Origin of the sequence: Ruminiclostridium cellobioparum subsp. termitidis CT1112 (assembly GCF_000350485.1) — a bacterium.
Classification (GTDB): domain Bacteria; phylum Bacillota; class Clostridia; order Acetivibrionales; family DSM-1351; genus Ruminiclostridium; species Ruminiclostridium termitidis.
The window spans coordinates 102448-126761 of record NZ_AORV01000027.1; the positions used below are offsets into that span (position 1 = coordinate 102448).

Consider the following 24314-nt stretch of genomic DNA (forward strand, 5'->3'; position numbering starts at 1 on the left):
AAATACTCCTTATGTTTTTACTATAACACCAATCATTTTATAACAAATATTGTATATCTTCTACTTTTTTTGTGAGTGAAGGATATTTAACATGATATTATCAGCTTCCTTCATTCCATAATTATTTATATAGCCGAGATTCCGTATATTTTCATCTATGTCATGGGTAATTATGCCGCTGCCCGGCCGTATCCCGGCTTTATCAACCGCCATAATCCCGCTCATTACCGCACACTCTGCAGCAAAGCTTACTTTAAATGCACAGCTTTCCTTTGCACCATCACAGAGCATACCGGCTATACTTCCGATTACAGTGTTCACTGCGTCTTCCGCTTCCTTACAGCCGCCTCCCATCAAATAAGCCGTCGCGGCCGCAGCTCCGGCGGCTCCGGCGACCGCTGTTCCGCACATTACTGTGAGGCGGTTCATCTGGCTTTTAATGTATGCCGCAATTAAAACAGATAAATATATGGCCCGCTCTCTTTCTGCCGGGGGTTTCCTGATTGCATCACAGACGGCAGATACCGCAAGCATGCTTGTTATCCCAAGGTTCCCGCTGCCGGCCAGACTGACTATGGGAGCTCTTTCCCCCGACATCCTCATCCTTCCGGCATTCAATACATAAATCCGGGCCATGTTTGCCATATCATTTGCCGGAACATCAGCCAGGCTGAGAATCCTTTGCAGATATTTCCCGGCATCCTCAGGCAAATTAGACATTGCAGCCCTTTTGTTAATTTCCTCATACTTCAGAATGGAGCCCTCTTGCATATCCTCCTCCAGAGCCGCCGAATACAGGCTTCTGAAATCCCATCTATCAAAACTGTTTTCTTTACACACTTTTTGGGGCTCATTATGATATATTATCTGATCATCTTTTTCTATATGGCATATCTGGTCATAATCTTCCCTGATTACAACCGTAACACCGGAAGCATCACTGATGCACGTGACGCTGATATAAAGCGTTTCATCGGTATCCGAACAGGCTACCGTTACAGGTATCTCATTTATATAGTTGTCCACGTTGTTCTGCATCTCAGCGCTGATTTCCCCTAAAACCGACAACTTCAGCTCGGGCCTTTTAATCATGGCCCCCAAAAGCGCGGCATATTCAATACCATATTTCTTTATTACAGGAATCCCCACATACGCAGCATTTTTATATATATTTTTACTGAGAACAATATTGATTCTCCTTAAGCTTCCGTCAAGGATTGAAGCAGCTTTTGATGCAGCATATGCTATTGCACCGGGGTCGGTACACCCCATAGTCATTTTTATTTCTCTATCCAAAATACTGCGTATTCCTTCATTCATTATGTTTCCTCCTGCTTGAGCAATCTGGCGATATTATTTCTAAATATCATTTTTACTTCATCCTGTTTCATCCCCAGCTCAATACAGTCCTTGCGCTGTTCATCATAATACTGCCTGACAAACCCGCGGGGGAACCACTCTGAATCAGTTCCGAATATTATTCTTTCTGGGCCTATGGTTTCATAGTATTTTTTGAATAAATCCTTTATTGTGAGTGTATATGGCATCCATCTTGTCCATTGATTGCTGCCGGATGTGTCCACATGGATATTGGGGCAGACCCATGCAAGCTGCAGGAGCTCCTGGGGGTATCCGCAGCCGAAGTGTGGGATAATAAAAGGTATGTCAGGATATGCCCTTGCAACATCATGCAATATCATGGGATTGATGTTTTCATGTGTTGCCAGGCCTCCGGCAGCCCCCAGGATACCGAAATGAATCAGCACCGGGATCTGGTGTTTTTCGGCTGCGGCCCATACAGGTTTAAGCACCGAATCGTCAATCCTTCCGGGCAGATCGGGTGCAATAATTTTATACCCCTTTAACCCCTGGCTTGATACGGCGTACTCAAGCTTTTGGGAAGCATCGGCCTCAAAAGGACTGTGATGCGCATATCCTATAAAATGTTCCGGATGTTCCTGCACAATCCTGCTTAAGATGTCGTTTCCTCCTCCGGTTACGAATACAAGTTTGTCTATATTGTACCTTTCCATTTCAGAAAGCCATCTGTCGGAGGTCTGCTTCACATCGGCATCCGTAGGCTGACGCTGAGGAAAGCCCCATGCCTGCGCCCATCTTTTACTCTGATAACGGTTTTTATTCTGAAGCTTGTTCCACTTCTCTTCACCATACATTTCAATATATCTTTTTTGAATTCCTACAATTTCATACCCCTTAACGTCAAAATGAACATGCGAGTCAATCAATCCGAAATCCAAATCCTCCACCCCCTATGCTTTCAATCCTGTCATATGAATTCCTTCTATAATCTGTTTCTGGAAGAAGAAGAAAACAATCAGCACCGGTATGGTTGCCAGACTTGCTGCCGCCATAACGAGATCCCACTGATTATAGGATTCTCCCGAAAACAATGCCAGTCCGACGGGCAGTGTGTATATATCCGGCTTGTCAACCGCAATTACCGGCCACAAAAATGCGTTCCAGTTCCCCAGGAAGGTAAATATGCCCAGAGCCGACATGGCAGGCTTCACCATGGGCATTGCTGTTCTTAAAAATATTCCGAATTCGGAAAGTCCATCTATTCTCCCGGCTTCAAGTATGTCGTCAGGTACACCCATAAAGAACTGTCTCATCATAAATATACCGAAGGCTGAAGTGAGTCCTGGAAAGAGCAGTGACCAGTAGGTATTTATCCATCCCAGGGTGTTGCTCATCATATACCAGGGTATAATCAGCATTTCCGTGGGTATCATCAGCGTGGATAGAACTATGATAAACAGAAAGTTTTTACCCCTGAAGGGAAGTTTTGCAAATGTATAGCCCACTAACGTATCAAAGCAAAGTACCGATACGGTTGTAATGCCCGCAACCACAAAACTGTTTTTGAACCACACCAGGAAATTTGAGTCTTCTATGACTCTGGCATAGTTATTGAGGGTCACACTTTTGGGAATTATGGATGGACTATAGATATCTACTCCTGTTTTCAGGGATGTTGATATCATCCACAAAAACGGGAATACCATTATGATACCAATGATAGTAAGGGCCACATATGCAAACACCTTATTATATTTACTCATTTTCCTCCTCCTTTGGCTTCTTTTTGTATGCAATATCAATTATCATATTTTTTATCCAGCACTTTCATCTGGAACAGTGATATTGTGAGTATTATAATGAACAAAACAACTGTTGCCGCACTTGCATAACCCATTTTGTAATTAACAAATGCCAATTGATAAATATATAGAACAACACTGACAGTCGAATTTAATGGCCCACCGGCAATTCCCTGCCCGCCGGAAGTGATGTTGAACACCTGTGTAAACACCTGCAGAGTCTGTATTGTAGCCATTACGGAAAGATATACGATTGTAGGATTCAATAAAGGTATTGTTATATTTTTAAACTTTTGCCAGGGTGAAGCACCATCAATCATTGCAGCTTCATAGTAGGTTTTGGGTACCTGTTTCAAGCCGGCCAAAAATATTATTGTATAAAATCCCAATGCCTGCCATATTATATTTGAAATAACTACATATATGGCTTGAGATGTACTGTCAAGGAAGGGTTGTCTTGAAATTCCGAAAAGTCCTATTACATTATTGATCAAACCGCCCTGTTTCATAAACATCCATCTCCATACCCACGATACGGCGACTATTGATGTTACATATGGTATAAAAACCACCATTCTATAGACCGATGCGCCTTTGGTGATACTGTTGAGCAGCATGGCTATACCAAGGCTGAGCGCCAAGCCTATAGGTACTGCAAATAATATATATTTTCCGGTATTTATCAAGGAAGCCTTGAATACCTGGTCATGGAACAGATCCATAAAATTATCAAGGAATACAAAGGGTTTGTTTTTTGAGAGCAGATCCCACTTGTGCAAACTGACATTGAATGCATACAAGGCCGGGTAAATTCTGATACACAGGAAAAACAGCATAGGTGCCGATATGAATATATATGCCCACATGGATTGTCTTCCTTTAATTGATAGTTTCATCTGAGACCTCCTTTTGAGAGTCAAGTCTTTATTAAGACATATCTTTAATAAGACATAATGCTTTTTACAGACTGCCTCCATAAGTGCCCGGTATGTCCGTTAAAACATACCGGGTATTGAAAAGTACATCTTCAACTTTTTTATGGAGGTCAATTTATTACCTATATTACCTCGTCATAATCCAACCACCGGGCAAAACCTACTTGCCCCAATATTCATCCAACAGCTTCTGAACCTGTGCCGTTGCTTCATCAAGAGCTTGCTTGGGATCTACATTGTTCAACAGAACTTTGTCTATAGCATCCATCAAAGCTTTTCTGTCCGCATCTTCATCAACGTAGAAGTATGAATCCGCTATAGGCAATTGTTGGATAAATGGTGCAAGTTTGTCATCCTTAAGCAGTTCCGGATCGTTGGCAATCTCTGTACGGGCACCGATTTCACCAATTTTCTGTGTCCAGGTCTTCATAACGTCGGTTGAAGTGAGATACTCCAGGAATTTAACCGATGCATCCAATTTGTCTCCGGTTGCATTTGTAGTAATACCGTTGGTCCAGAAGGAACCAAAGGATGTATCGACACCATTGTAGGACGGCAGAACGGTTACACCATAATTCAGATCTTTGGCCTGTGATTTCAATGAGCCCAAACGATATGAACCGTCAATGTGCAAGGCTGCCTTACCGCTTATAAAAGCTGTGGAATCATCAGTAAAGAAGTCTTTTTCACCTACTTTATCGACCTTTGCCAGATTGACAAGAAACTCAAATGCTTTGTATCCGTTCTCCGATGCATTCCACTGAACTGTCTTCTGGTCGGCGCTTATGGGCTCCTGTCCAAACTGTTTGAGAAGAACAGGGCGGAACCATGAGTGCAATTGGCCGGAGGGCTGGAATGTAAGTCCTTCAATCTCAAGCTTTCCATTTTCTATCTTTGTACATTTCTTAGCCATTTCAACCAATTCTTCAAGAGTTTTGGGCGGCTTTTCAGGATCCAGGCCATTGGCCTTAAAAATATCCTTATTCCAGAAAAGACCCAGGGTACGGACTGCTGTAGGTACAGTATAATACTTTCCGTCAATTTTATTTACTTTAACCATTGGAGCAAAAGTGCTCTCTATCTTTTCAGCCGAAAAGGATGCTTCCGGGAGCTGCTGCAAGGTTCCGGACTTAACGTACTTTGGCACCCACCCATAATAGAGGTTTATTATATCAGGACCGGAACCTGCTGAAACTGCTGCAGCTACCTTTTGCTGATAGGAGTCATAAGGAAAATGCTTTTGAACTACTGTTATATTACTATTTGCACCTTGAAATTCCTTTATCAGTTCATCCATCAGATTTACTTTTGTCTCATAGAAGTATTGCCAATATTCAATACTTACAGGTTTGGCTGCTGCAGTTGTGGATGTTTCAGTACTTGTTTGCGGGGTCGAATCGGGTGCCTCATTTTTATTACCGCACCCGGCTAAAAGAACAGAAAACGTCATGCAACCCGCCAAAATAAGAGATATAACTTTTCTACCCATAAAATCCTCCTTTTAATTACAAACAAAATGTTTTTTAGCCATACTTATTCCCCTCAGCTAATTTCCGAAGAAGACAGTAAATACAAAAGCAAAACTTACCCATCCTCCCTTCCTTAACATATTGAATTATGTGCAATTTTCTTCATGTCTATCAGCTTCCCGGGGAGTCGCTCAAAATGTTTAGCACTTTATATTAATTGTTATTTGAACAAAGTCTTATAACAATTATAGTCTGATATTTGATAAAATCAGGTTGGTTCGTTCGGTTTCCTTACTATTGGTGGCATAAAAAACACTCAAAGCACTCCCAACAGCTCCTCCATATGCACCGGTTTTTGAAAGGCCAAGCTTCACTTTCAACGGTATCAACCGGGCTACATTCCTCGTCACTTCGTCAAGGAACTCCTGTCCTTCTTCCGCCATTCCTCCGCCTATCACAACAATCTCGGGATTAAGAATGCAAAAGAGCGAGCTTATTCCCAGCCCCAGGTATTTATATACATCTGTTACAACCTTTTGGGCAGCATTATTTCCCTGTTTCGCCTGTATAAATATATCCTTGCAGTCCAGAGGTTTATCGGTAATGGCCTGGTAAATACGTCCGGCGGCCGATGCCGAAGCTTTATTTTCAAAATAGCCGAATTCATTTTTACGGTAGGATTCCTGATACGCCTCAATGCTTAAAGGCAAGTATCCTATTTCTCCGGCTTCATAGCTATGACCTCTGTATATTTTCCCATCGAGATATAATCCGCATCCAATGCCGGTACCAATGGTAACCATTGCAAAATCATTGGACTGTTTGGCAGCTCCCAGATATTTTTCGGCTATGGTCCAGGCATTGACATCATTATCAACAAACGCTCTTATTCCAAACTTTCTCTCTATATGATCCTTCAGAAATACATCTTTCCAGTCAAAGGCCGGGCATACCACAACTTTGCCGGTATCATAATCAACGGTGCCCGGAACTCCCACTCCAATCCCGCGAATATCAGTCTTACTCTGTTTTATCAAGGTTCCAATCATATCATCAATATTTTTTATATATTGGTCTCCCAGGTAATCACTTTTTCTTTTGCAAGAGTAAATGATATTACCGTGTTCATCACATATTGCTGCTGAAATATTTGTTCCCCCGATATCTAAACCAATACTTGTCGGCATATGTCATCTCCTCTATTTGTTAGTTTTATGTACGAACTAACTTTATCAAAAAAAAATGACGTTTTGTTCACATTCGACAAATTTCATCATTAATTTAATTTTATTTTAGTGTATAATTTTTGTTTTGTCAATATATTATATGTGTAAAAAAATAGAATAGTCCACAGCCCGGGACTATTCTATTTTCTATAGTTTAACTTGGTTATTAGTCATTGCAGGTCTTTTTTAATAATGCTATTGTTTCTTTCATTTTAGGAACATCATTATGGAGCTTAAGTACCGTACTTCCTACAAAAACCCCGTCGGCTCGGGCATCTTTTGCCATTTGTATATCTTCAGGAGCATATATTCCCACTCCGCAGTATATCTCCCTTTTTATCCCCAGCTTCTTCAAATGCTCGATGCAGTGCTTAAGTGTGGGAAATTCAGGATTGATATTATTTGTAGTAGGTTTGGCCTGCATATAAACAAAACCGTTGGACAAAAGCGCCGATTGAATTTCCTTTTCATCCATGTGGAATTGTACGTAGCAGGATATCTTGATGCCGTTTTCGATAAGCCTGCTCTTTACTTCTTCGTTGTGGCTTCCGACATAGATAAGGTCCATTAAATCATTATCCACACAGAATTTTATAAACCTCTCAACTCCTATTTCCAAAATAGTATTCTCATATGAAAGAAGTATGAACTTTGTGTCAGGATGATTGCTTTTAATTTTTATGATCCCATCCATATATTTACTGTAATCGTTACATGCTTCAAGAGCTTCCTTCATACGGTTGGCTATATATTCACCCTCAAGATAGGGGTCCGAGGATGGAAAATCCACCTCTATAATATCGCAGCCTGCCTGAATATAGTTTTCAGCCATTGCAATGCTTGATTCAATTGTGGGATATCCATTGGATAAATAACATATCAGTTTCACAGTAACCTCCAAAAGCTGTAATTATTTTGACTGAGCTTTATATATTTTTATGAATAATGCTTCTATCTGTTCTCTGGTGGGAATAACCGGATTTGTTTTGGTGCATCCGTCATTCAGCGCCATTTCAGACATGGCCCCAAGCTTTTCCATATATGCGTTTTCATCGGGTATCAGTTCTGAAATAAACGACGGAATACCTATGGTTTTATTCAGATTTTCAACAACACTTATCAGATCATCGGCTCCCAGTTCCTTTGCCAGCTTTGAATAAGCAGCTTTTGCAGTTTCATCCTCCAGATTGAATTTCATAACAAAGGGAAGTATTATTGCATCGGCCAACCCGTGGGAGACTCCGAAATAGCTTCCCAGTGTATGGGCCATGGAATGGACTATACCTAAAGAGACATTGGTAAAGGCCAGTCCGGCAACCATGGACGCATTTAACATTGTTTCACGGTACTCAATTGTATTTCCGTCGGCACAGGCCCTGGGAAGATTTACAATTATGTCCTTTGCGGCATTTCCGGCCAATATATTGCTCAAATAATTAGCTCTCCTGGATACCAGTGCCTCCAGGGCATGTGTCAATGCATCCATGCCGGTTTCGGCAGTAATTTTTGCAGGCATGGTGACAGTTACCTCAGGGTCGCAGATGGCAATGTCAGGCATCATTTCCATGTTGCCTATGCCGTATTTCACATGGGTCTCATCATCAGTGATGACCACAGAACGGCTGACCTCACTGGCAGTCCCGCTGGTTGAGGGTATGCAGACCAGAACGGCCTTGTTTCTCAGCCTGGGTATGGGATTGGGGGGTACAATGTCCTTTAATGCGGTCAATTCAGGATGCTCATAATAAACCCACATGGCTTTCGCCGCATCCATTGCCGAACCCCCTCCCAGTCCGATTATTATATCGGGCTGTTCCTGCTTCATAGCTTCAGCGCCTCTATATACGGTGCTGAACAGAGGATCGGGTTCAACCCCCTCAAAGACAGAGCTGTCTATTCCCGCTTCTTTCAAATAATCTATGGTTTTCTGTAAAATTCCGCTTTTTTTCATGCTTGAGCCGCCGGTTACAATAAATGCTTTTTTCCCCTGCAGTGTCTTAAGGTGCTCAAGCGATCCCTGTCCGAACATCAACTGGCTTCCGGCAAGTTTCATGGGTCTCATCATAAATATCAGTCCTTTATTCTGTAATATTTTAACTAATAGGCTGTAACATTTTCGTATATTTTTTGTATGTTGATCAAAGTGCTTTCAGGAAAGCCTTCTACCCATTAAAAGCTTTGACAAGCTCTGTGCAAAGCTCCGGAGAAACAGGATTTTCTATAATGCCGCCTTCCTTCAGGCTGGAGCCCACTATGGCACCGTTGGCAATTTTCAGCTGTTCCTTTATATTGGAGGCTTTAACACCGCTTCCGGCAATGACCGGCAGCTTGGTAACCTGTTTGACTCTTTTTATAATGTCTATGGGAGTTTCAACACCTATATGCGTACCCGTCACAATAACAGCATCGGCTCCGCAGGCCTCTGCCGCTTTTGCAGAATCCTCTATGGTTACGTGGGGGAGCAGCATATGAGTGTGTTTTACCTGAATGTCGGCAAGTATCTTCACATTTTCAGCTCCGAGATTTTTTCTGAATTTCATTGCTTCACGGGCGCAGGGTGTGATGATCCCTCCAAAGAACTCCACCGTGTCCACAAATACCGGTATTCTCACAAAATCTGCGTCAATGGCCTTTGCAATGGAAAGCGCCGTCGCATAATCATTCATAGCCGCATCTATGCCGATGGGTATGCTCACATTTTGTGCTACAATGGCGCTGATAGCCGCCAGTGCGCAGGACTGTTCAATATCAAGATTTATGCCGAAGGCTCCGTCGCCCATATTTTCTATTATTATGGCATCCATTCCTGACTTTTCAAGCGTAATGGCATCCTTCACGGCCTGGTCGGTCACTTTCTTCATATCCCCGCAGAAACCCGGCGTTCCAGGCAGTGCAAGACAATGCACCATTCCTATTACAAGACTTTTATCATTAAAGTTTAAACCCTTCATTTTCCAGCCACCTCTCTGTCATATATTACAAGCCCGTCAAGAGCTATTTTGCACAGGTCTTCTTCAGATCTGGTGCGTGCATCCCCCTTAAGGAAGTCCTTCAGGTTTTCAAGAACTGTCGTCATTGTTACGATACAGCCCTTTATGCCCATGAGGTTCGCCAATACCAGCATGCAGCTGGATTCCATATCCACTGCCGAAATATTGTATTTTTTAAGAGCGGTAAAAGTCTCGCTCATGTCTTTATTCATTTTGGCAGACAGGCGTGAATCCCTCATCTGGCTGTAAAAACCATCCATGGTACAGGTGATTCCGTTAACGTATTCTCTTCCGTTTTCCAATGTGCTTTTATTCATGCAGTTTATGAGTTCAATATCTGCCACCGCCGGGAAAGACGTGGGCACGTATGTTTTACTTGTAGCTTCCTCTCTCATTGCTCCTGTTGGAATAATAAGTTTTCCCAGCAGGTCATCCTTGAGCCCCATGGTGGTACCCATACGGACGGCAACCTCCATACCGCACTGGTACATCTCCTCCATGGCAATGGCAGCTGATGGAGCTCCGATACCTGTTGAAGTGACCGTTATCCTGACACCCTTATATAAGCCGGTATAGGTGTTGAATTCCCTGGCAAAAGCTATATGCCGTACATCTTCCAGCTGCTTTGCAACTGTCTCCACCCTCCAGGGATCTCCTGAAAAGAGCACGTATTTTGCTATATCTTTTTCCTCTGTTTTTGAATATAAAGTTTGCATTGTATCCTCACTCTTCTCCCTTGATAAATTCGTTGAAACGCTTAAGAAATGCTTCTTCGTCAGGTGCATTGGTGGTGCAGCCGACTTTTTCTATTATAAACGAAGAAAGAACACTCCCAAGGCTGCAGCAATCCTTTACGCTTCTGCCTTTCAGATAGCCGTACAGGAAACCCGACATGAACGCATCTCCCGAGCCGGTGGTATCCACCACTTTGCCAAATTCAGCTGCGGTTATATGACCGGATAAGATACCGTCTTTTGTCTTGTGATAGTATACGCTCCCCTTCTTTCCTAGGGTGGTAACAATTATTTCGGCATTTCCCTTTTCAAAAAGCTCTGTGATATCCTCAAGCCCGAAGATCCTCTGTATTTCTCCCCGCTCGCATTCATTGCAGAATATAATTTTGCTGTACAGCAGTACTTCCTTGAAGAACTCCTCCGGGAAGGCGTCATAATCACATTTCATTCCAAAAACCAAAGGTACGCTCCAGGCCTTGCACTGCCTGTAGAATTCCAGGTTATCTTCATAGGAACCCACAGTCATAATGCCTGTGCGGGCCTCTTTAAAGAACCTGGGGTCCATCCCTTTGGCATACTTTTTGTCCATTGCTCCGGGATAAAATATGGTAACATGGTTATTCTCAGAATCGGCAATGAGATAACAATTTGAAGTTGTCTCGTCAGGAACGATCTCAACCGCATCCATGCACACTCCCGCATTTTTCAGATGATCATAAAAACCCGTCTCAATATAGTCGTCTCCTCCTACTCTGATAAGAGGAAGTGCTTTCATATTCAATTTTGCCATCAGATATGCAATATTGGTCGAACAACCTCCGTATTGGATACGGGCATTGTCGCTGTTTTCAACAAGAGATGTATATCCGTATCTCAGCGGTGTGGAGGTCCTGATTATCCTGTCCAGACTGACATATCCATTTACCAGAACATCGTATTTCATCAGATTATCCCTCCTTTATCCAGATTGTCGAAAAGCTCCTGTGAAGTCACAACTTTACCGAGATATTTTTTAATATCGGATAAATGAACCTGATTTACAGTTTCATCGTTGGTGGCTACACAGTCGGACACCACTATGGGAATATAGTCCAGATTATAGGCATCGGTGACGGTAGCACGTATGCAGCAGTTTGTCTTAGTGCCTGTTATGATCAGATTCTTTATGCCGTTCTCCCTTAAAACCATGTCCAGATCAGTTCCTACAAAGCCGCTGTAACGTCTTTTTTTAATCACATAATCCCTGACAGGGTCCACCTCAAACATTGGATCGATAGCATCTCCGCCCGTACCTTCAATGCAGTTGGGACGCATATTTGCAAGATTTTTGTCATACTTGCCGCTTCTATAACTATGCTGCAGGAAAATCACAAGAATACCGTGCTTCCTGCATTCCTCAAGCACACGTTTTATCCTTGGCAGGATCTCACGGTTCTGAGGGTAAAATACCAGCCCTTCCGGGTCTGTAAAATCCTTTACCATGTCAATAATGACCAGTGCTGTACTATTCAAGTTTAAACCCCCTTATCTTTGTACGGCGGGACTCAACTGCCGAAACTGCAAACAGTACGATTACAATCATAAGGTAAGGTACTATTTCAAACAGTCCTGAGACAGGTCCGGCAAACAGAGCCAGATTGATAGCCAGGGATTTTGCCAATCCGAATATGACAGCATAAATACTGGACTTTACAGGTTTGGCGCCGCCGCAGTATATGGCTGCTATGGCAATAAATCCTCTGCCGGCCGTCATATTATTTGTAAACAGAGCCATTCTTTCCACTGCCAGGTTTGCACCGGCCAGGGCGCAGAGAGCCGCACCTATGAGTACTGCCGCATATTTAATGGCAGTACTGTTGATACCAACTGATTTTGCCGCTTCTTCGTTTTCTCCTACAACCCTCACATATACTCCAAACTTTGTTTTATACATTACAATTGATACAACAAGTATGAGTATGAAGCTGATATAGGTAATTAACGTATGCCCGCTTAAAAGGCTGCCCACAATGGGTATATCCTTTATAAAGGGAATATTGATCTTGAGATTTGTTACATTGACGATAGAGCTTACATTGATGTTGGCCATCTGCAAATATTTAAGCATGAAGGAGCTTAAAGCCAGAACGAATATATTTATTCCAAAACCGGTAATGATGAAGTTGCTCTTCATGGTTATCCCGAAAAATGAGAATATCAGTCCAAGTATCAAGGTGCAGAGGACGCTTAATAAAACCCCGATCCACAAATTTCCCGTCAACATGACAAATAGTGTGCTGCTGAAGGCTCCCATGAGCATCATTCCCTCCAGCCCGATGTTCAGCACATTTGCCTTGTGTGCGAACAGTCCGCCCAGCACAGCCAGGATAAGCGGAGCGCTGTGATAAATCATGTCGTATAAAATGTTACTCAATAAGTTCATAATTGTTTACCTCGGTTTATTAAAGTTATGAAGCCTTCTGCTCCCCGCTTTTAGACCTTTTCCACATGTTTTTTAATTTTCCGGTCAAGTCAAATTGGCCGTTAAAAAATTTCACAGAGAGTAAAAGTATCAGAATACCCTGGATAACACCTACAATATCTTTTGGAACATTTGTAAAAACGCTTATATAGTCGCTACCGGTCTTCAATGCCGCATAGAATACGGCTGCAATAAGAATACCAACCGGATTGTGGCTTCCCAGAAGTGCAATCAGCATACCGTCCCAGCCCAATCCCGGACTTCCTGAGAAATCAAGGGTAAATCTGAATTTTTCGCTCATAAGGAAGCCTGCACCGGCAAGACCGCTTATTGCTCCGCTTATAAGCATGATGACCATAATTTTTTTGCTTACCTTCATACCCGTTGCTTCTGAGAACTCAGGATTTTTTCCTATTGCGTTAACTTCATATCCAAGCTTTGAATGTTTGAAGACAATATACATGATTCCGAATACAACAAGTGCTATGAAGAAGAATATCGTCAGATCGGAATTGAATATCTTTTTAAACATGGCACTTTCCAAAATAGGATAGGTCGATACATATCCTGAACTGGGATCCTTAAATACTCCCTGGGACAGAAACTTGACAATTTCCACCACCACATAGTTGAGCATAAGCGTTACAACCATTTCATTTACATTGAAGTAAGCCTTGAGAATAGCCGGAATCAGGGCGAAAAGCATCCCCACCACCATACCTGTCAAAACGCACAGGGTAATATGGAGTACTGGCGGAAGCCCTTTTACACTAAAACCAACCACTCCTGCGAAAAAGGCACCCAGCACTGCCTGTCCTTCAACGCCCATATTGAAAATATTTGCCTTGAAGGTAATGGCGATGGCAAGTCCCGTCAATATCAGGGGGGCCGCAAAGTGCAAGGTTTTGAGCAGGCCGTTTACACTGAAAAGGGACTTCTGGATCATTATGGAATAGGTTAGAAAAGGGTTCTCGCCTATTGCGGCAATTACTATACCTCCCAGAAAAAGGGCACTGAGCACCGGAAATAAAACATTATATATACTTTTTAGAATTGTGTTGTTTTTTTTCACATTAACCTCCTAAGCCATAGTATGGCTTTGAGCCGCTTTCACGCCGGCCTCTTATTCTGCCGATACTCCGGCCATCATCAGCCCTATTTTCTCACTGTCGGCGTTCCTGCCCTGAACCTCTCCTACAATCTTTCCTTTATACATAACTATAATTCTGTCACTGAGATTCATTATTTCACTGAGTTCACTGGAGACAAGCAAAATTGCCTTGTTCTCATCTCTTAATTCCAGAATCTTGTTATGGATAAATTCTATGGAACCTATATCCACACCACGGGTGGGCTGACTTACAATGAGCATCCTGGGATTTGAGTCAAATTCTCTTGCCACAATTATCTTCTGGGCATTTCCTCCCGACAGCTGCGAAACGTTACCGTTTCTTTCAGCTATTCTGATATCATACTTTTCAATGAGACTGTCGCTTACATCTTCAATCTCCTTTTTTAATAAAAGGCCGTGTCTGCAAAGTTTTTCATTATTGTGATAACCTGCTATCAAATTATCCGAAATGGTCATATCCTTGCAAAGGCCCTGGGCGTATCTGTCTTCGGGTACTATTCCTATACCTGACGAGCGGAGCTCGGCAGGCCACTTGTTGGTTATGTCCCTGTTGTAAAGGTGAACCGAACCGCCGGTAGCTTCCATAAGACCTGAAAGCACTCTGACCAACTCACTTTGTCCATTGCCTTCAACACCCGCAACTCCAAGGATTTCTCCTTCTTTTATTTCAAAAGATATATTATCAAGAACTTTCTTGCCAAAATTATTCTCGGTACATAGATTTTTAACACAATATACAACCTTGTTTTGGCAGGCATCCTTTTCTTTCTTATTTACATTGAGAATAACTTCACGCCCAACCATCATTTTAGCTATTTCGGCGGCACTGGTTTCCTTTGTCGCCCTGCTCCCCACAACTCTGCCGCGCTTTATAACCACTACCTTATCGCTGACTTCCAATACTTCCCTGAGCTTGTGAGTAATTAAAATAATTGTCTTGCCCTGTTTTTTCAGTTCCTTGAAGCTTACCAGCAGTTCGTCCACTTCCTGTGGAGTCAGGACTGCCGTGGGTTCGTCAAATATGAGAATATCAACATTACGGTACAGCATTTTCAGTATTTCCACTCTTTGCTTGGCTCCAATTGAGATATTCTCCACAATGTCGTCAGCATTGAGTTCAAACTTATAATCATCAATCAGCTTTTGTACGGTCTTTTTCTCCTGTTTGCGGTCGATTATCGGGCTTTTGAAGCTTAGTTTGCCGGATATTTTTATATCCTTTTTTATTTCGGTACCCAGAAGGATATTTTCAAAAACGGTGAGGCTGGGCACCAGCTTAAAATGCTGGTGCACCATTCCCAATCCGCAGTTTATTGCATCCAGGGAAGAGTTAAAAGAAACCTCTTTGCCCTGTACTCTAAGTTCCCCGCCGGATGGCTTCTGAAGCCCGAAAAACATATTCATGAGAGTTGTCTTTCCGGCTCCGTTCTCTCCGACAATTGCAGTAATCTCACCTTTTACGATGGAAATATTTATATCTTCATTAGCAACAAAATCACCATATTTTTTTGTTAAATTAACAGCTTCTATTGCGTACATATTTACCGCCTTCATTCTGTTTGATTTTTAATTATCAGTCATTTGGCATGTTAAGGTTTGTGAGTGCCGATTTGTCAAAGCTCTCGCCTGCCTGGGCATTTGTAACCTTGATTTCACCGCTTGCTATTTTGTCGGCTACAGCTTTGAGCTGGGTCTTGATCTCATCCCACTTTGCTTTTCCCTCAGGTTTGATTTTGCCTTCAATTACGCTCAAATCGGTAATTCCGGTTGCTCCTGATGCAAGGTTGTAGCTTAAGACCTGTCCGTTAACCTTATCCATGGTTTGTTCCTTGAAGTGCTTTGAAATTTCAAAAACAGGAACTTCGGTATTCTTCAGAACACTTGTCAATATATAACCCGGCTGATTGCTGTCCTTGTTTGCATCGACCTCTATTGCAAGCTTTTTAACTTCCTTTGCCTTGGCGGTAACTCCGTCGCCAACAGCTCCGGCTACTGCGTAAACAATATTCGCACCGTCGGAATAATATGTGTTGGCTTTTGTCGCACCAGCTGCAGAATCGCTGAAACCGGCATTGTAATCACTGTAGAAGGTGTATTTCACGCCCAGCTCTTTTGCAATATAGTTGATTCCCTCTGCATAACCATAGCCAAACACTGTGATACCGTTTGACTTTGTTCCTCCAAGGAAGCCAACCTTTCTTCCCGCATCACCTGCGGTGAAGGCATAGTCTGAAGTATTAAACAGCTCGGAAGCATTTTCATTTACAAGTGCACTCAAAGCACCGGCGATAAATGATGCTTCATGAACATCAAACAGCACTGAAACAACATTTTTATGCTTTACACTGCCATCTTCATTTACGTTTGGATTGTCATTGAATATAACGAAGGTTGTATCGGGGTACTGTTCAGCAATCGGCTTGTTTCCGCCCACCCCATTAATCAGAGCATCGAAATTGTACTCAAGACTGAAAATCAGCTTATATCCGGCGCCGGCCAACTGCGAAAGGCTTCCGGGAATGTCTGAAGTTTCAACTACCTTATAATTTATACCTAATTCTGTTTTAACCTTTTCCAACCCTGCAACTGCAGATTGGTTATAACCCTTGTCATTTGGACCTGCCGCAGAAGTGATAAGAGCAATTCCTAAATCATTCGTTTTGGTAGAACATCCTGTGAAAAGCATAGAAGCCAACATAACAATTACAAGTATAAACGACATTTTTCTTGCAAATTTCATTTTTTCCATGTCAACCACTCCTCTGATACTGTTTTGATGATTTGATGAATTTAATATTTGTTTAATGGAGAAGTCTTAGCCGCGACATTAAGACTTCTTATAAAAAACCACTTCTTAAGCTTTTTTAGGGTACAAAAAACCAAGCCGTGGCAAATTATACTTTTTTTACCTGGCATATGTGACGGTTCAACATCCGGATGTGACTACATCCCCGGTATTGTCAAAATACTATTGATGGATCTGATTAATATAAAATTTGAACTTATCGGATCTATAGAAGCTTTTAAAAGTTTCTATAGGTACTTCCCTTCCATTAACCATTCCAAAAGTTACAGCCCTGAAAAGCAGTATGGGATCTCCTTCTTTTATCTCCAGCTCCTTGGCAACTTCATCGACAGCCAGGACGGCTTCAATGGTTCTTGTCGCCTTTGTAATCCTGGTATTGTATTTGCTTTCAAGAACGTCATAAATAGAGTGCACACCGAAATCATATGTCTCTATTAAAGGAAATGTCTTGCAGGGCAAATATGTTGTGGTAAGGTTTATGGGTTCATTGTTTGCATAATATACCCTTTTAACCTTAAGTACCTTTTCCCCATTGCTTAGCTGCAATTTTTTTGCCCTGGCCTTGTCTGCCTCAAGGACCTCTGCCGTGAGAAGACGCTTTGACGGTGTCATACCCAGCTTTACTATATCCTGGGTGCAGCTGGTGATCGATATCAAGTCCTGGTCAAGCGTATCTTTTTTAACAAATGTTCCTTTCCCCTGAATCCTATAGAGATATCCTTCATTAACAAGGTCATCGATAGCCTTTTTGGCAGTGATCCTGCTTATTCCAAAGCTGCCCATGAGCTCTCTCTCACTTGGAATCATGCCGTCGGGTCCTATTTCTTCGTTGTTGATCATCTCTACAATTTTCTGTTTAACCAGATAGTATTTTGGTATCATTCCTATCATCACTATCCCCCTAAATAGAACATCATAGCATATCTACATGTTATTATATTGTTATGTTGATATGTCCAGTTACATAATATAATATTTATACATAAAAGTCAACGTGATTTACATAATTTTTTTGTGCGTTTTATATAGTTTCAGAGCATTTGGAAAACTTTTCAAATTTCATTCATACAAATTATATTGACTTACTTTGTAATACTTGGTAGACTATTATTAATTGATAATGATTATCATTATCATAAACCACAAATTAAACCATATGGTCCCGATACACAAGGAATAATCCGCAGCTTGCCCGGCTCACGGCAGGTGTGTGGATTTACTGAAAATCATGTGAGCCGGAAAGGTTAATGGTATTTAAATGAGTATTGTTTTAGTCGGCGGTCACGACAGAATGCAGGATGAATACAGGGAGATCTGTTCAAGCCGGGGACACCGGGTGAAGGTATACACCCAGATGCCCGCAAGATTTGATAAGGCCATCGGAAACCCTGACAGGATAGTTCTTTTTACTTCCACGGTTTCTCACAAGATGATGCTGACAGCCATGAAGGAAGCCAAAAAGAAGAACATAAGCGTGGTAAGAAGCCAGAGCAGCAGCGCCTCCTCTCTTCTTGAACTGCTAAAAAAACTGGAAAGCGAAAAAGATACCGCCTGTCCCTCATAATGGGAACAATAAAATATTTGGAGGTATTCTATGAAAAATATAGCGGTAATTTATTGGAGCGGCACCGGAAATACTCAGCAAATGGCGCTGGCAGTTGCTGAAGGCGCCAGGAGTTCAGAGGTTGAAGTTGCAGTCAAAGATGTTGGAAGTGCAACTTTACAGGACATCCAGAACTCCGATGCAGTGGCTCTGGGCTGTCCGTCAATGGGCAGCGAGGTGCTGGAGGAATCCGAAATGGAACCTTTTGTACAGTCCCTGGAAGATCTGGATTTAAAGGGTAAGCCCATGGTACTCTTTGGTTCCTATGACTGGGGAGACGGACAATGGATGTTCGATTGGGAGGAAAGAATGACTGGTCTGGGGGTCAAACTTGCCGGCGACGGATTAAAAGTACATATCACCCCTGATGAGGAAGGGCTGAAGCTTTGCAGAGAGCTTGGCCAAAAGCTTGCATCATCAATATAAATTAAACGCATTGAGCCGGTTAATTCACTATGTTTTTCATTTAATGAATTTGTTGAACAGCTTCAGGCCAATATGCAAAATCAATAATGTTTCCGGCACAATGAGTTAAATTTATATCGATATATATATCAATTACACGGGAAGTGATATTAATGGCAATAAATCAAATTCAAGCACTGAACTTCATAAATCTATTGAGCAAGCTTCCTGATGAGGATTATCTGTTGTCATTGATTGCTTACGGAACGGCACCTACAATAAGGGAGGAGAAACCCTCCTCCCTTATGACTTTTACCCGGGCAGGTAGAAACCTGTATGACCTTTGGGAGAATTTTGGCCCCCAGGTCTGCAAAAAGCTCAATCTGGAATTTACCCGGTTAAGAGACACAAAGGACAGCGTAAGAGTTCTCTTCTATAAAACCGGGCCGTTGGAGCAATGCCTGAATAAAAGCAGCAACAGGGAATTTTTAAATGAAATGGGCTATGCCTCGACAATAACCCTGGAGGACTGCATAGAAAAATTAAAAGAAAGATTTGAATGTGTATGCCCTCATGAAATCGGTATTTTCCTTGGAATACCTCTGGAGGATGTGGTGGGCTTTATCAATCATAAAGGCGAAAACAGCCTGCTTTGCAGATACTGGAAAGTATATCATGCTCCTGAAAGAGCATTAAAGCTGTTTCGAAGCTTCGACAAGGCCAGACAGGATATCAGAGACTCCATCGCAAACAACAACTTTGATTTCACCGTATCTGCATAGACAGCAGCTACAGGAATAACAAAGCCTTTGATTTTATGGAAGATAAATTAGAGGATAAATACATTATGTATATAATAAAACGCTTTTTTGAAAAAAGCAGACTCCACGATGTCATAGAATGTCTGACAACAGCGATGGATGCTAAGGATTCATATACAAGCGGGCATTCCAACCGGGTTGCGGATATGTCCTTCCAGATCGCAAAGGCTATGGGTATAAAAGGCTCCAAGCTTGAAACCATTCATCTTGCCGCCCACCTTCATGATATCGGTAAAATCGGAATACCGGAAGAAGTACTGAACAAAAGAGAAAAACTGCTGCCTGAAGAATGGGCCGAAATAAAAAGGCATCCGGAGATAGGCTATAATATTTTAAAAAAATCAAGGTATATGAAGGAAATATCGGAAATAGTTCTGCACCACCATGAACGTTGGGATGGAAATGGATATCCCAGCGGCCTGAAGGAGACCCAAATCCCCCTTGGCTCACGTATTATTGCCGTTGCCGACTCAATAGATGCCATGACCTATGACAGGCCGTACAGACCGGCTCTAAGCTGGGAAGAATGTAGAAAGGAAATAATTAATAATTGCGGTATCCAGTTTGATCCCCATATTGTTACAACAGTGAACGACCTATACGGCAAAGTACCCCCCAACCTGAAAGCATGATTTGATGAACTAAAGGGAGTGTCGCATAATTACTAAAAAAGTAGTTAGCAATGCTCCTGCTGCAGTGATTCACTTTTTCAGCACATTTGTTGCCGGTTACTCCTGTATCGAATTATGCCTTGTGCTTTCTTTTCCTGACATAAATAATAATGGTTCATTATTATTATTTATGGGCTACTCTCAACAAAGCATAAATAAAAGGCAGCTACCCTTTTAAGATAACCGCCCACAATAAGTTTTACTTTACAATAATTTATCTATTCCAATATCATTCACCAATAAATCATGTAGTGAAAATATGTTTTTATAATTTAAACAGACATGATTCTTGCAACCTACAGCACCTTCACGAAATTTACACTTGGAAGTTCTATTTCTACCCTGGGCTATGAGCAAAAAACCCGGCCTTGACAGAGTCTATCCCCATTAAGACCCAATATATAATCTAATAATCTACTATATACGTTTAAATTTTTATTTTATTTGTGATAACTTCATTAAGAAATTCAAAAAATGAGGTTGCGATATTTTTTGCCTCTTCAAATTCAGGCTCATATCCATATACTACAGTTCCAAAATCACTCCCAACATTTAAAGCATAATAAGAATACCCATCTCTAACAGATAAAATAATTGGTATATGTTCATCCCAAAACCCAGTAATTTCCTCTTGCCAATCATTGTCACCTTTTAGGTGGTCGGATTATGAGTATTACTGCATTTACCAAGGGGTTGCAAGGTAGTCATTACTGACACCTGTGGCTTTTACTGGGACTAAAGAAAAAGTCTTAACAGAAAATGTATCTACATTAAGACCTGATAAATAATTTGTCAAAGCTTATTCATTCCAATATGCAATACCATGATTAATTGATGAACCTACTATGTGTTCTTTATCCATATCGTAATCAAGGTATCCGTCAGAATCCAAGAAATATACTCCCTGCACATAAAATTCACAGACAGTTTCAAGAAATTTCTCTGGAGAATTATGCTTAACAATAAGTTCTCCACTATCATTTCTTAAAGAACAAATTAATTCCTCACCATCGTTATTCTTGTAGTAACATATATAATCGCTCGAGTAATTTCCCAGAATTGGTATTAAAACCTCATTATCATATAATTTCTCATCAATTAAAATATTCTTAATATTATCACTTTCGTCAACAATCTCTGAGATATGTATAAGTCTATAACCTGGAGTAAAATCCATTAATTCTTGCTCCTTAATATCTCTTTCCGTTCCAGATACATTACTATAAATTGTTCTAAAGAGTTTAGGAATAGGTTTACCTAATTTGTGAAAAACATCTTCCCAGTTACTAATACTACTTCCGAGACTTTGAGGATATCGGGGCCTTAATAAACCTGCTAGTCTTAATGATTCCTTAAATATTTTCTCTATCATTAACTCATCTCCTTACTATACCAACTGAACATCAAATTCATCATTCTCTTTGAGGCCATATTTTCTATAGAATTGCCCTAAGTCTCTTCCAGCAGCTTGGTTTTCTGAGCTTGAAACTAATTCAACATGTGCACCTACTCCGCCTTGTTTAGTTGAGGCATAAGGAAATTCATCATAGTCAAATCCCTTTGGAGGAGGACCTTGAAGTTTTCTAATTTCTTTTTGAGAGTTATACCTATTCTTATCTGCCTCACTAGTTCCACTTCCTTTTTTAAGCCCTTTCAAAGAATGACCTTTTGCTTGGGCATTTTCTATCATTTTAGTATGATTCGGATATTGTTGTCTTGAAACTTTATTTACAGGTTTGTCAGTATCATCTTCACTTGCTCCCGTATCTGCGGATTCCAAACCATCTGCTACTTTTTTTACTCCTGCTTCAGTTACTTGAGTATCTTGTTCAAGTCCCGTTATTCCTGATTCTACCTTTTTTAGAGTTTCTTTGTCAATATCCTTATTAACTCGTATGTCACTTTCATAAGTTGCCATCATGACAACATTTCTGTTTTCGCCTTTTTCCACCCACAGCTCATGGGTTTCGTTGCCCAGCTTGAATTTGACCTTCGGAGTGAGCATTTTCCTTATTGCTCCTGATATTTTTGCTGCTCCGGCTGCCAGTATCTGCATTCCAAGCTTCTTAAGGTTTATCAGGCCTAGTGTCATGAGGTTGTTATGTATGCCGCTCTTGACGGTTCCGAGGATGTCTCCTCCGCCTTCTGCTTTGCTGCCTCCCTGGGCCTGTCCGGCTTCCTTGCCGCCTGCTTTGCTTTCGTTTTTGCTCTGGCCGCCTATTCCCATGGCTGTCATCAGTTTGGCTCCGCTGCCCATGTTGGATAAGGTTGTTTTCTCGGCACTGTCCACCATTCCTGTTGTCTGGTCCGTGACCTGGTCTATCATTCCTCCCACTGTTTTTACAGGGCCCTCCAGGGGTTTCATTATGCCCTGTACCGGACCTGAACCTGCGATTTTGTCCAGTATTTTGTCGGCATAGGGTATGTATTGTCTGATCAGCTCTACTATGGACTTGCCGGCTATTGCCTCTATCCCTTTGAATACAGCTTTTATCAGGGCTGAGGGCGGATGTGTGATTATAAAGTTCAGCACCATGTCCACGGCCTTGTTGGCTATGGTTTTTATGAGCTGGGCAGGCTGTCCCAGCAGTGTTACTTTTTCTTTGATGCTTCCCGAGATTTCTTTTACTTTGGTTTTTATGCTGCCAAAGAAGTTTCCTACTGCCTCTTTTAGTTTTTCTGCTCCTTCGCTGAGGGCTTGTGCGGGATTTCCCACTTTTTCGATGACTGTCACTATGCCTGCATATATTGCACTGAAGTTTTCAAACCAGGGCTTTGCCACTATGTTTATGACCCCCAGTATTTTGTTCAGTCCTCCTGCTATTTTGTCATATACTCCTTTTAGGACGTTCAATACTTTTGTCAAGGCATGCAGTACTTTTATGAGTCCTTTTTCTTCACGGCCTGCTACCGGTTCTTTTTCCTCTTCTTCCTTGGGCTCCTGGGGCAAGCCCCTCAGCTGTCCGAACAGGCCTTTTACAAGGTAGCCTCCTATTCCCGCTATGCTAAGTATTTGCTTTACATCCGACAACTTTATGCTTCTGATTGTGTTGACAGTGTTTAATACCGAGCCAACCTGTTTTATTAGCTGGGGCAGTGTTGTTGTGAGCCAGGTTACTATCTGTACTACTACACTCCCTCCGCCTGTTGCAACTGCTGCCGCTATTTCTGCTGCTATCTGGGCTCCTTCCAGTACTACATTGAATACTTTTTTAAAATCCATGCTGAGGAATTTTTTTATTCCTGACATTACTGTCTTATACAGCTTCTGTATTCCTGTAAACATGCCGTCCACTGTTTTTGCCATTTTGTCAAGTGCAGCTGTAACGCCTTTTTTCAGCTTGTCCGCTGCTGCATTTACTATTTTTGTGGCCTTGTTTACGGCGTTGTCTATAAAACCGCATATTTTTTTGGATATGCCGGGGAACCTGGCAAATACTTTTTTTACAAGTACTTTCAGTATGTTTCCAAGTCCTTTGATTGCGCCGACTACCAGTCTTCTACCTGCCTCTATCAATCCCATTGCTGCCTGTTTTGCTTTTTCAAATATGGTTTTTACCGCCTGGCGCAGCTTGTCAAATACAAAGCTTACCGCTTTCTTTACGAAGTCTACCGCTTTTTCCACCTTGTCCTTGGCCCAATCCCAGGCTTTTTCGAAGATGTTTTTTTTGTGCTCCTTTTCGCCTTCCTTTTTCTTTTCTTCGGCTTCCTTTTTTGCTGTTTTACATTCCTTGTCGGCATCCTTTTCTGCCTGGGACATTGTCTTTTTGACTTGGCCCTCTTTTTCTTCTTTTATCTGTCCTACTTCTTTTTTCTTTTTTCTGCCTCGGTGCTTGCCTCTTTGTCATATTCCGATGTTGCTGTGTTTACTTCTGTCCTCCACTGTTTTCTATAGCCTTCCACCTCTGCTTTTGCACTGGCCTGCTCCTTGAGCTGGGT

At 41.8% G+C, this 24314-nt stretch carries 23 protein-coding genes; 4 read left to right on the top strand and 19 right to left on the bottom strand.

Going from position 1 to position 24314, the window contains the following annotated elements:
- Positions 1 to 60: 60 nt before the first annotated feature.
- From CTER_RS09355 to CTER_RS09435, 17 genes are all read right to left on the bottom strand, one after another.
- Positions 61 to 1320, bottom strand: coding sequence for an L-serine ammonia-lyase, iron-sulfur-dependent, subunit alpha (locus tag CTER_RS09355; protein WP_004625190.1), 1260 nt, complete (start codon positions 1318 to 1320; stop codon positions 61 to 63).
- A complete protein-coding gene (locus CTER_RS09360) occupies positions 1320 to 2258 on the bottom strand; it encodes an amidohydrolase family protein (RefSeq protein ID WP_004625117.1) in 939 nt (312 codons plus the stop codon). Before CTER_RS09360 ends, CTER_RS09355 begins: the two co-directional genes overlap by 1 nt.
- Positions 2259 to 2270: 12 nt before the next feature.
- Positions 2271 to 3083 carry a carbohydrate ABC transporter permease gene (locus CTER_RS09365; protein ID WP_004625184.1) on the bottom strand — a complete coding sequence of 271 codons (813 nt, stop codon included), beginning with the start codon at positions 3081 to 3083 and terminating at the stop codon, positions 2271 to 2273.
- Positions 3084 to 3118: 35 nt separating this feature from the next.
- Entirely contained in the window at positions 3119 to 4018 is a 900-nt protein-coding gene (locus CTER_RS09370; RefSeq protein WP_004625204.1) for a carbohydrate ABC transporter permease, read from the bottom strand.
- Between the two features lie 199 nt (positions 4019 to 4217).
- On the bottom strand, positions 4218 to 5546 hold the full coding sequence (locus CTER_RS09375; protein WP_004625175.1) for an extracellular solute-binding protein: 1329 nt from the start codon (positions 5544 to 5546) through the stop codon (positions 4218 to 4220).
- A 225-nt stretch (positions 5547 to 5771) separates the two neighbouring features.
- Positions 5772 to 6713: an ROK family protein gene (locus CTER_RS09380; protein ID WP_004625180.1), complete on the bottom strand. Its 942-nt coding sequence runs from the start codon at positions 6711 to 6713 to the stop codon at positions 5772 to 5774.
- 205 nt (positions 6714 to 6918) lie between these two features.
- A complete protein-coding gene (locus CTER_RS09385) occupies positions 6919 to 7641 on the bottom strand; it encodes a tryptophan synthase subunit alpha (protein WP_004625144.1) in 723 nt (240 codons plus the stop codon).
- Positions 7642 to 7662: 21 nt separating this feature from the next.
- The gene (locus CTER_RS09390; protein ID WP_004625146.1) at positions 7663 to 8817 is read right to left on the bottom strand and encodes an iron-containing alcohol dehydrogenase; all 1155 of its coding nucleotides are present in this window, start codon (positions 8815 to 8817) and stop codon (positions 7663 to 7665) included.
- 97 nt (positions 8818 to 8914) lie between these two features.
- Positions 8915 to 9703 carry a BtpA/SgcQ family protein gene (locus CTER_RS09395; RefSeq protein ID WP_004625124.1) on the bottom strand — a complete coding sequence of 263 codons (789 nt, stop codon included), beginning with the start codon at positions 9701 to 9703 and terminating at the stop codon, positions 8915 to 8917.
- Complete coding sequence (locus CTER_RS09400; RefSeq protein WP_004625118.1) at positions 9700 to 10458, bottom strand: nucleoside phosphorylase; 759 nt, start codon at positions 10456 to 10458, stop codon at positions 9700 to 9702. The genes CTER_RS09395 and CTER_RS09400 overlap by 4 nt, the downstream gene beginning before the upstream one ends.
- 7 nt (positions 10459 to 10465) lie before the next feature.
- Positions 10466 to 11419, bottom strand: a complete 954-nt coding sequence (locus tag CTER_RS09405; RefSeq protein WP_004625218.1) for a carbohydrate kinase family protein — start codon at positions 11417 to 11419, stop codon at positions 10466 to 10468.
- Positions 11419 to 11988 carry a cysteine hydrolase family protein gene (locus tag CTER_RS09410; RefSeq protein WP_004625112.1) on the bottom strand — a complete coding sequence of 190 codons (570 nt, stop codon included), beginning with the start codon at positions 11986 to 11988 and terminating at the stop codon, positions 11419 to 11421. The genes CTER_RS09405 and CTER_RS09410 overlap by 1 nt, the downstream gene beginning before the upstream one ends.
- Positions 11981 to 12898, bottom strand: coding sequence for an ABC transporter permease (locus CTER_RS09415; protein ID WP_004625111.1), 918 nt, complete (start codon positions 12896 to 12898; stop codon positions 11981 to 11983). Before CTER_RS09415 ends, CTER_RS09410 begins: the two co-directional genes overlap by 8 nt.
- Positions 12899 to 12923: 25 nt before the next feature.
- Positions 12924 to 14009, bottom strand: coding sequence for an ABC transporter permease (locus CTER_RS09420; protein ID WP_004625129.1), 1086 nt, complete (start codon positions 14007 to 14009; stop codon positions 12924 to 12926).
- A 51-nt stretch (positions 14010 to 14060) separates the two neighbouring features.
- Positions 14061 to 15608: an ABC transporter ATP-binding protein gene (locus tag CTER_RS09425; protein ID WP_004625119.1), complete on the bottom strand. Its 1548-nt coding sequence runs from the start codon at positions 15606 to 15608 to the stop codon at positions 14061 to 14063.
- A 34-nt stretch (positions 15609 to 15642) separates the two neighbouring features.
- A complete protein-coding gene (locus CTER_RS09430) occupies positions 15643 to 16818 on the bottom strand; it encodes a BMP family lipoprotein (RefSeq protein ID WP_004625202.1) in 1176 nt (391 codons plus the stop codon).
- A gap of 219 nt (positions 16819 to 17037) precedes the next feature.
- The gene (locus CTER_RS09435; RefSeq protein ID WP_004625196.1) at positions 17038 to 17766 is read right to left on the bottom strand and encodes a GntR family transcriptional regulator; all 729 of its coding nucleotides are present in this window, start codon (positions 17764 to 17766) and stop codon (positions 17038 to 17040) included.
- Between the two features lie 367 nt (positions 17767 to 18133).
- Between CTER_RS09435 and CTER_RS09440 the strand changes: the two genes are divergently transcribed.
- The 4 genes from CTER_RS09440 (at position 18134) to CTER_RS09455 (ending at position 20336) form a co-directional block, all read left to right on the top strand.
- The gene (locus CTER_RS09440; RefSeq protein WP_004625121.1) at positions 18134 to 18439 is read left to right on the top strand and encodes a DUF2325 domain-containing protein; all 306 of its coding nucleotides are present in this window, start codon (positions 18134 to 18136) and stop codon (positions 18437 to 18439) included.
- A gap of 30 nt (positions 18440 to 18469) precedes the next feature.
- Complete coding sequence (locus CTER_RS09445) at positions 18470 to 18904, top strand: flavodoxin (RefSeq protein WP_004625147.1); 435 nt, start codon at positions 18470 to 18472, stop codon at positions 18902 to 18904.
- A gap of 152 nt (positions 18905 to 19056) precedes the next feature.
- Complete coding sequence (locus CTER_RS09450) at positions 19057 to 19665, top strand: DUF3793 family protein (protein WP_004625169.1); 609 nt, start codon at positions 19057 to 19059, stop codon at positions 19663 to 19665.
- Positions 19666 to 19730: 65 nt separating this feature from the next.
- Positions 19731 to 20336, top strand: coding sequence for an HD-GYP domain-containing protein (locus CTER_RS09455; RefSeq protein WP_004625207.1), 606 nt, complete (start codon positions 19731 to 19733; stop codon positions 20334 to 20336).
- 838 nt (positions 20337 to 21174) lie between these two features.
- On the opposite strand, the gene CTER_RS09460 is transcribed toward CTER_RS09455, so the two are convergent.
- Both CTER_RS09460 and CTER_RS27535 read right to left on the bottom strand, forming a co-directional pair.
- Positions 21175 to 21747 (bottom strand): SMI1/KNR4 family protein, encoded by a 573-nt coding sequence (locus CTER_RS09460; RefSeq protein WP_004625189.1) that lies wholly within the window; start codon positions 21745 to 21747, stop codon positions 21175 to 21177.
- Between the two features lie 15 nt (positions 21748 to 21762).
- A complete protein-coding gene (locus CTER_RS27535) occupies positions 21763 to 24135 on the bottom strand; it encodes a NucA/NucB deoxyribonuclease domain-containing protein (protein ID WP_004625132.1) in 2373 nt (790 codons plus the stop codon).
- Positions 24136 to 24314: the final 179 nt, after the last annotated feature.

Excerpts from the sequence above, each read along its gene's own strand:
- CTER_RS09400 (WP_004625118.1), bottom strand. The coding sequence starts at position 10,458 with ATGCAAACTTTATATTCAAAAACAGAGGAAAAAGATATAGCAAAATAC.
- CTER_RS09455 (WP_004625207.1), top strand. The coding sequence starts at position 19,731 with ATGTATATAATAAAACGCTTTTTTGAAAAAAGCAGACTCCACGATGTC.
- CTER_RS09370 (WP_004625204.1), bottom strand. The coding sequence starts at position 4,018 with ATGAAACTATCAATTAAAGGAAGACAATCCATGTGGGCATATATATTC.
- CTER_RS09380 (WP_004625180.1), bottom strand. The coding sequence starts at position 6,713 with ATGCCGACAAGTATTGGTTTAGATATCGGGGGAACAAATATTTCAGCA.
- CTER_RS09405 (WP_004625218.1), bottom strand. The coding sequence starts at position 11,419 with ATGAAATACGATGTTCTGGTAAATGGATATGTCAGTCTGGACAGGATA.
- CTER_RS09445 (WP_004625147.1), top strand. The coding sequence starts at position 18,470 with ATGAAAAATATAGCGGTAATTTATTGGAGCGGCACCGGAAATACTCAG.
- CTER_RS09355 (WP_004625190.1), bottom strand. The coding sequence starts at position 1,320 with ATGAATGAAGGAATACGCAGTATTTTGGATAGAGAAATAAAAATGACT.
- CTER_RS09450 (WP_004625169.1), top strand. The coding sequence starts at position 19,057 with ATGGCAATAAATCAAATTCAAGCACTGAACTTCATAAATCTATTGAGC.
- CTER_RS09365 (WP_004625184.1), bottom strand. The coding sequence starts at position 3,083 with ATGAGTAAATATAATAAGGTGTTTGCATATGTGGCCCTTACTATCATT.
- CTER_RS09425 (WP_004625119.1), bottom strand. The coding sequence starts at position 15,608 with ATGTACGCAATAGAAGCTGTTAATTTAACAAAAAAATATGGTGATTTT.
- CTER_RS27535 (WP_004625132.1), bottom strand. The coding sequence starts at position 24,135 with ATGTCCCAGGCAGAAAAGGATGCCGACAAGGAATGTAAAACAGCAAAA.
- CTER_RS09435 (WP_004625196.1), bottom strand. The coding sequence starts at position 17,766 with ATGATAGGAATGATACCAAAATACTATCTGGTTAAACAGAAAATTGTA.
- CTER_RS09375 (WP_004625175.1), bottom strand. The coding sequence starts at position 5,546 with ATGGGTAGAAAAGTTATATCTCTTATTTTGGCGGGTTGCATGACGTTT.
- CTER_RS09440 (WP_004625121.1), top strand. The coding sequence starts at position 18,134 with ATGAGTATTGTTTTAGTCGGCGGTCACGACAGAATGCAGGATGAATAC.
- CTER_RS09415 (WP_004625111.1), bottom strand. The coding sequence starts at position 12,898 with ATGAACTTATTGAGTAACATTTTATACGACATGATTTATCACAGCGCT.
- CTER_RS09390 (WP_004625146.1), bottom strand. The coding sequence starts at position 8,817 with ATGATGAGACCCATGAAACTTGCCGGAAGCCAGTTGATGTTCGGACAG.
- CTER_RS09395 (WP_004625124.1), bottom strand. The coding sequence starts at position 9,703 with ATGAAGGGTTTAAACTTTAATGATAAAAGTCTTGTAATAGGAATGGTG.
- CTER_RS09460 (WP_004625189.1), bottom strand. The coding sequence starts at position 21,747 with ATGATAGAGAAAATATTTAAGGAATCATTAAGACTAGCAGGTTTATTA.
- CTER_RS09430 (WP_004625202.1), bottom strand. The coding sequence starts at position 16,818 with ATGGAAAAAATGAAATTTGCAAGAAAAATGTCGTTTATACTTGTAATT.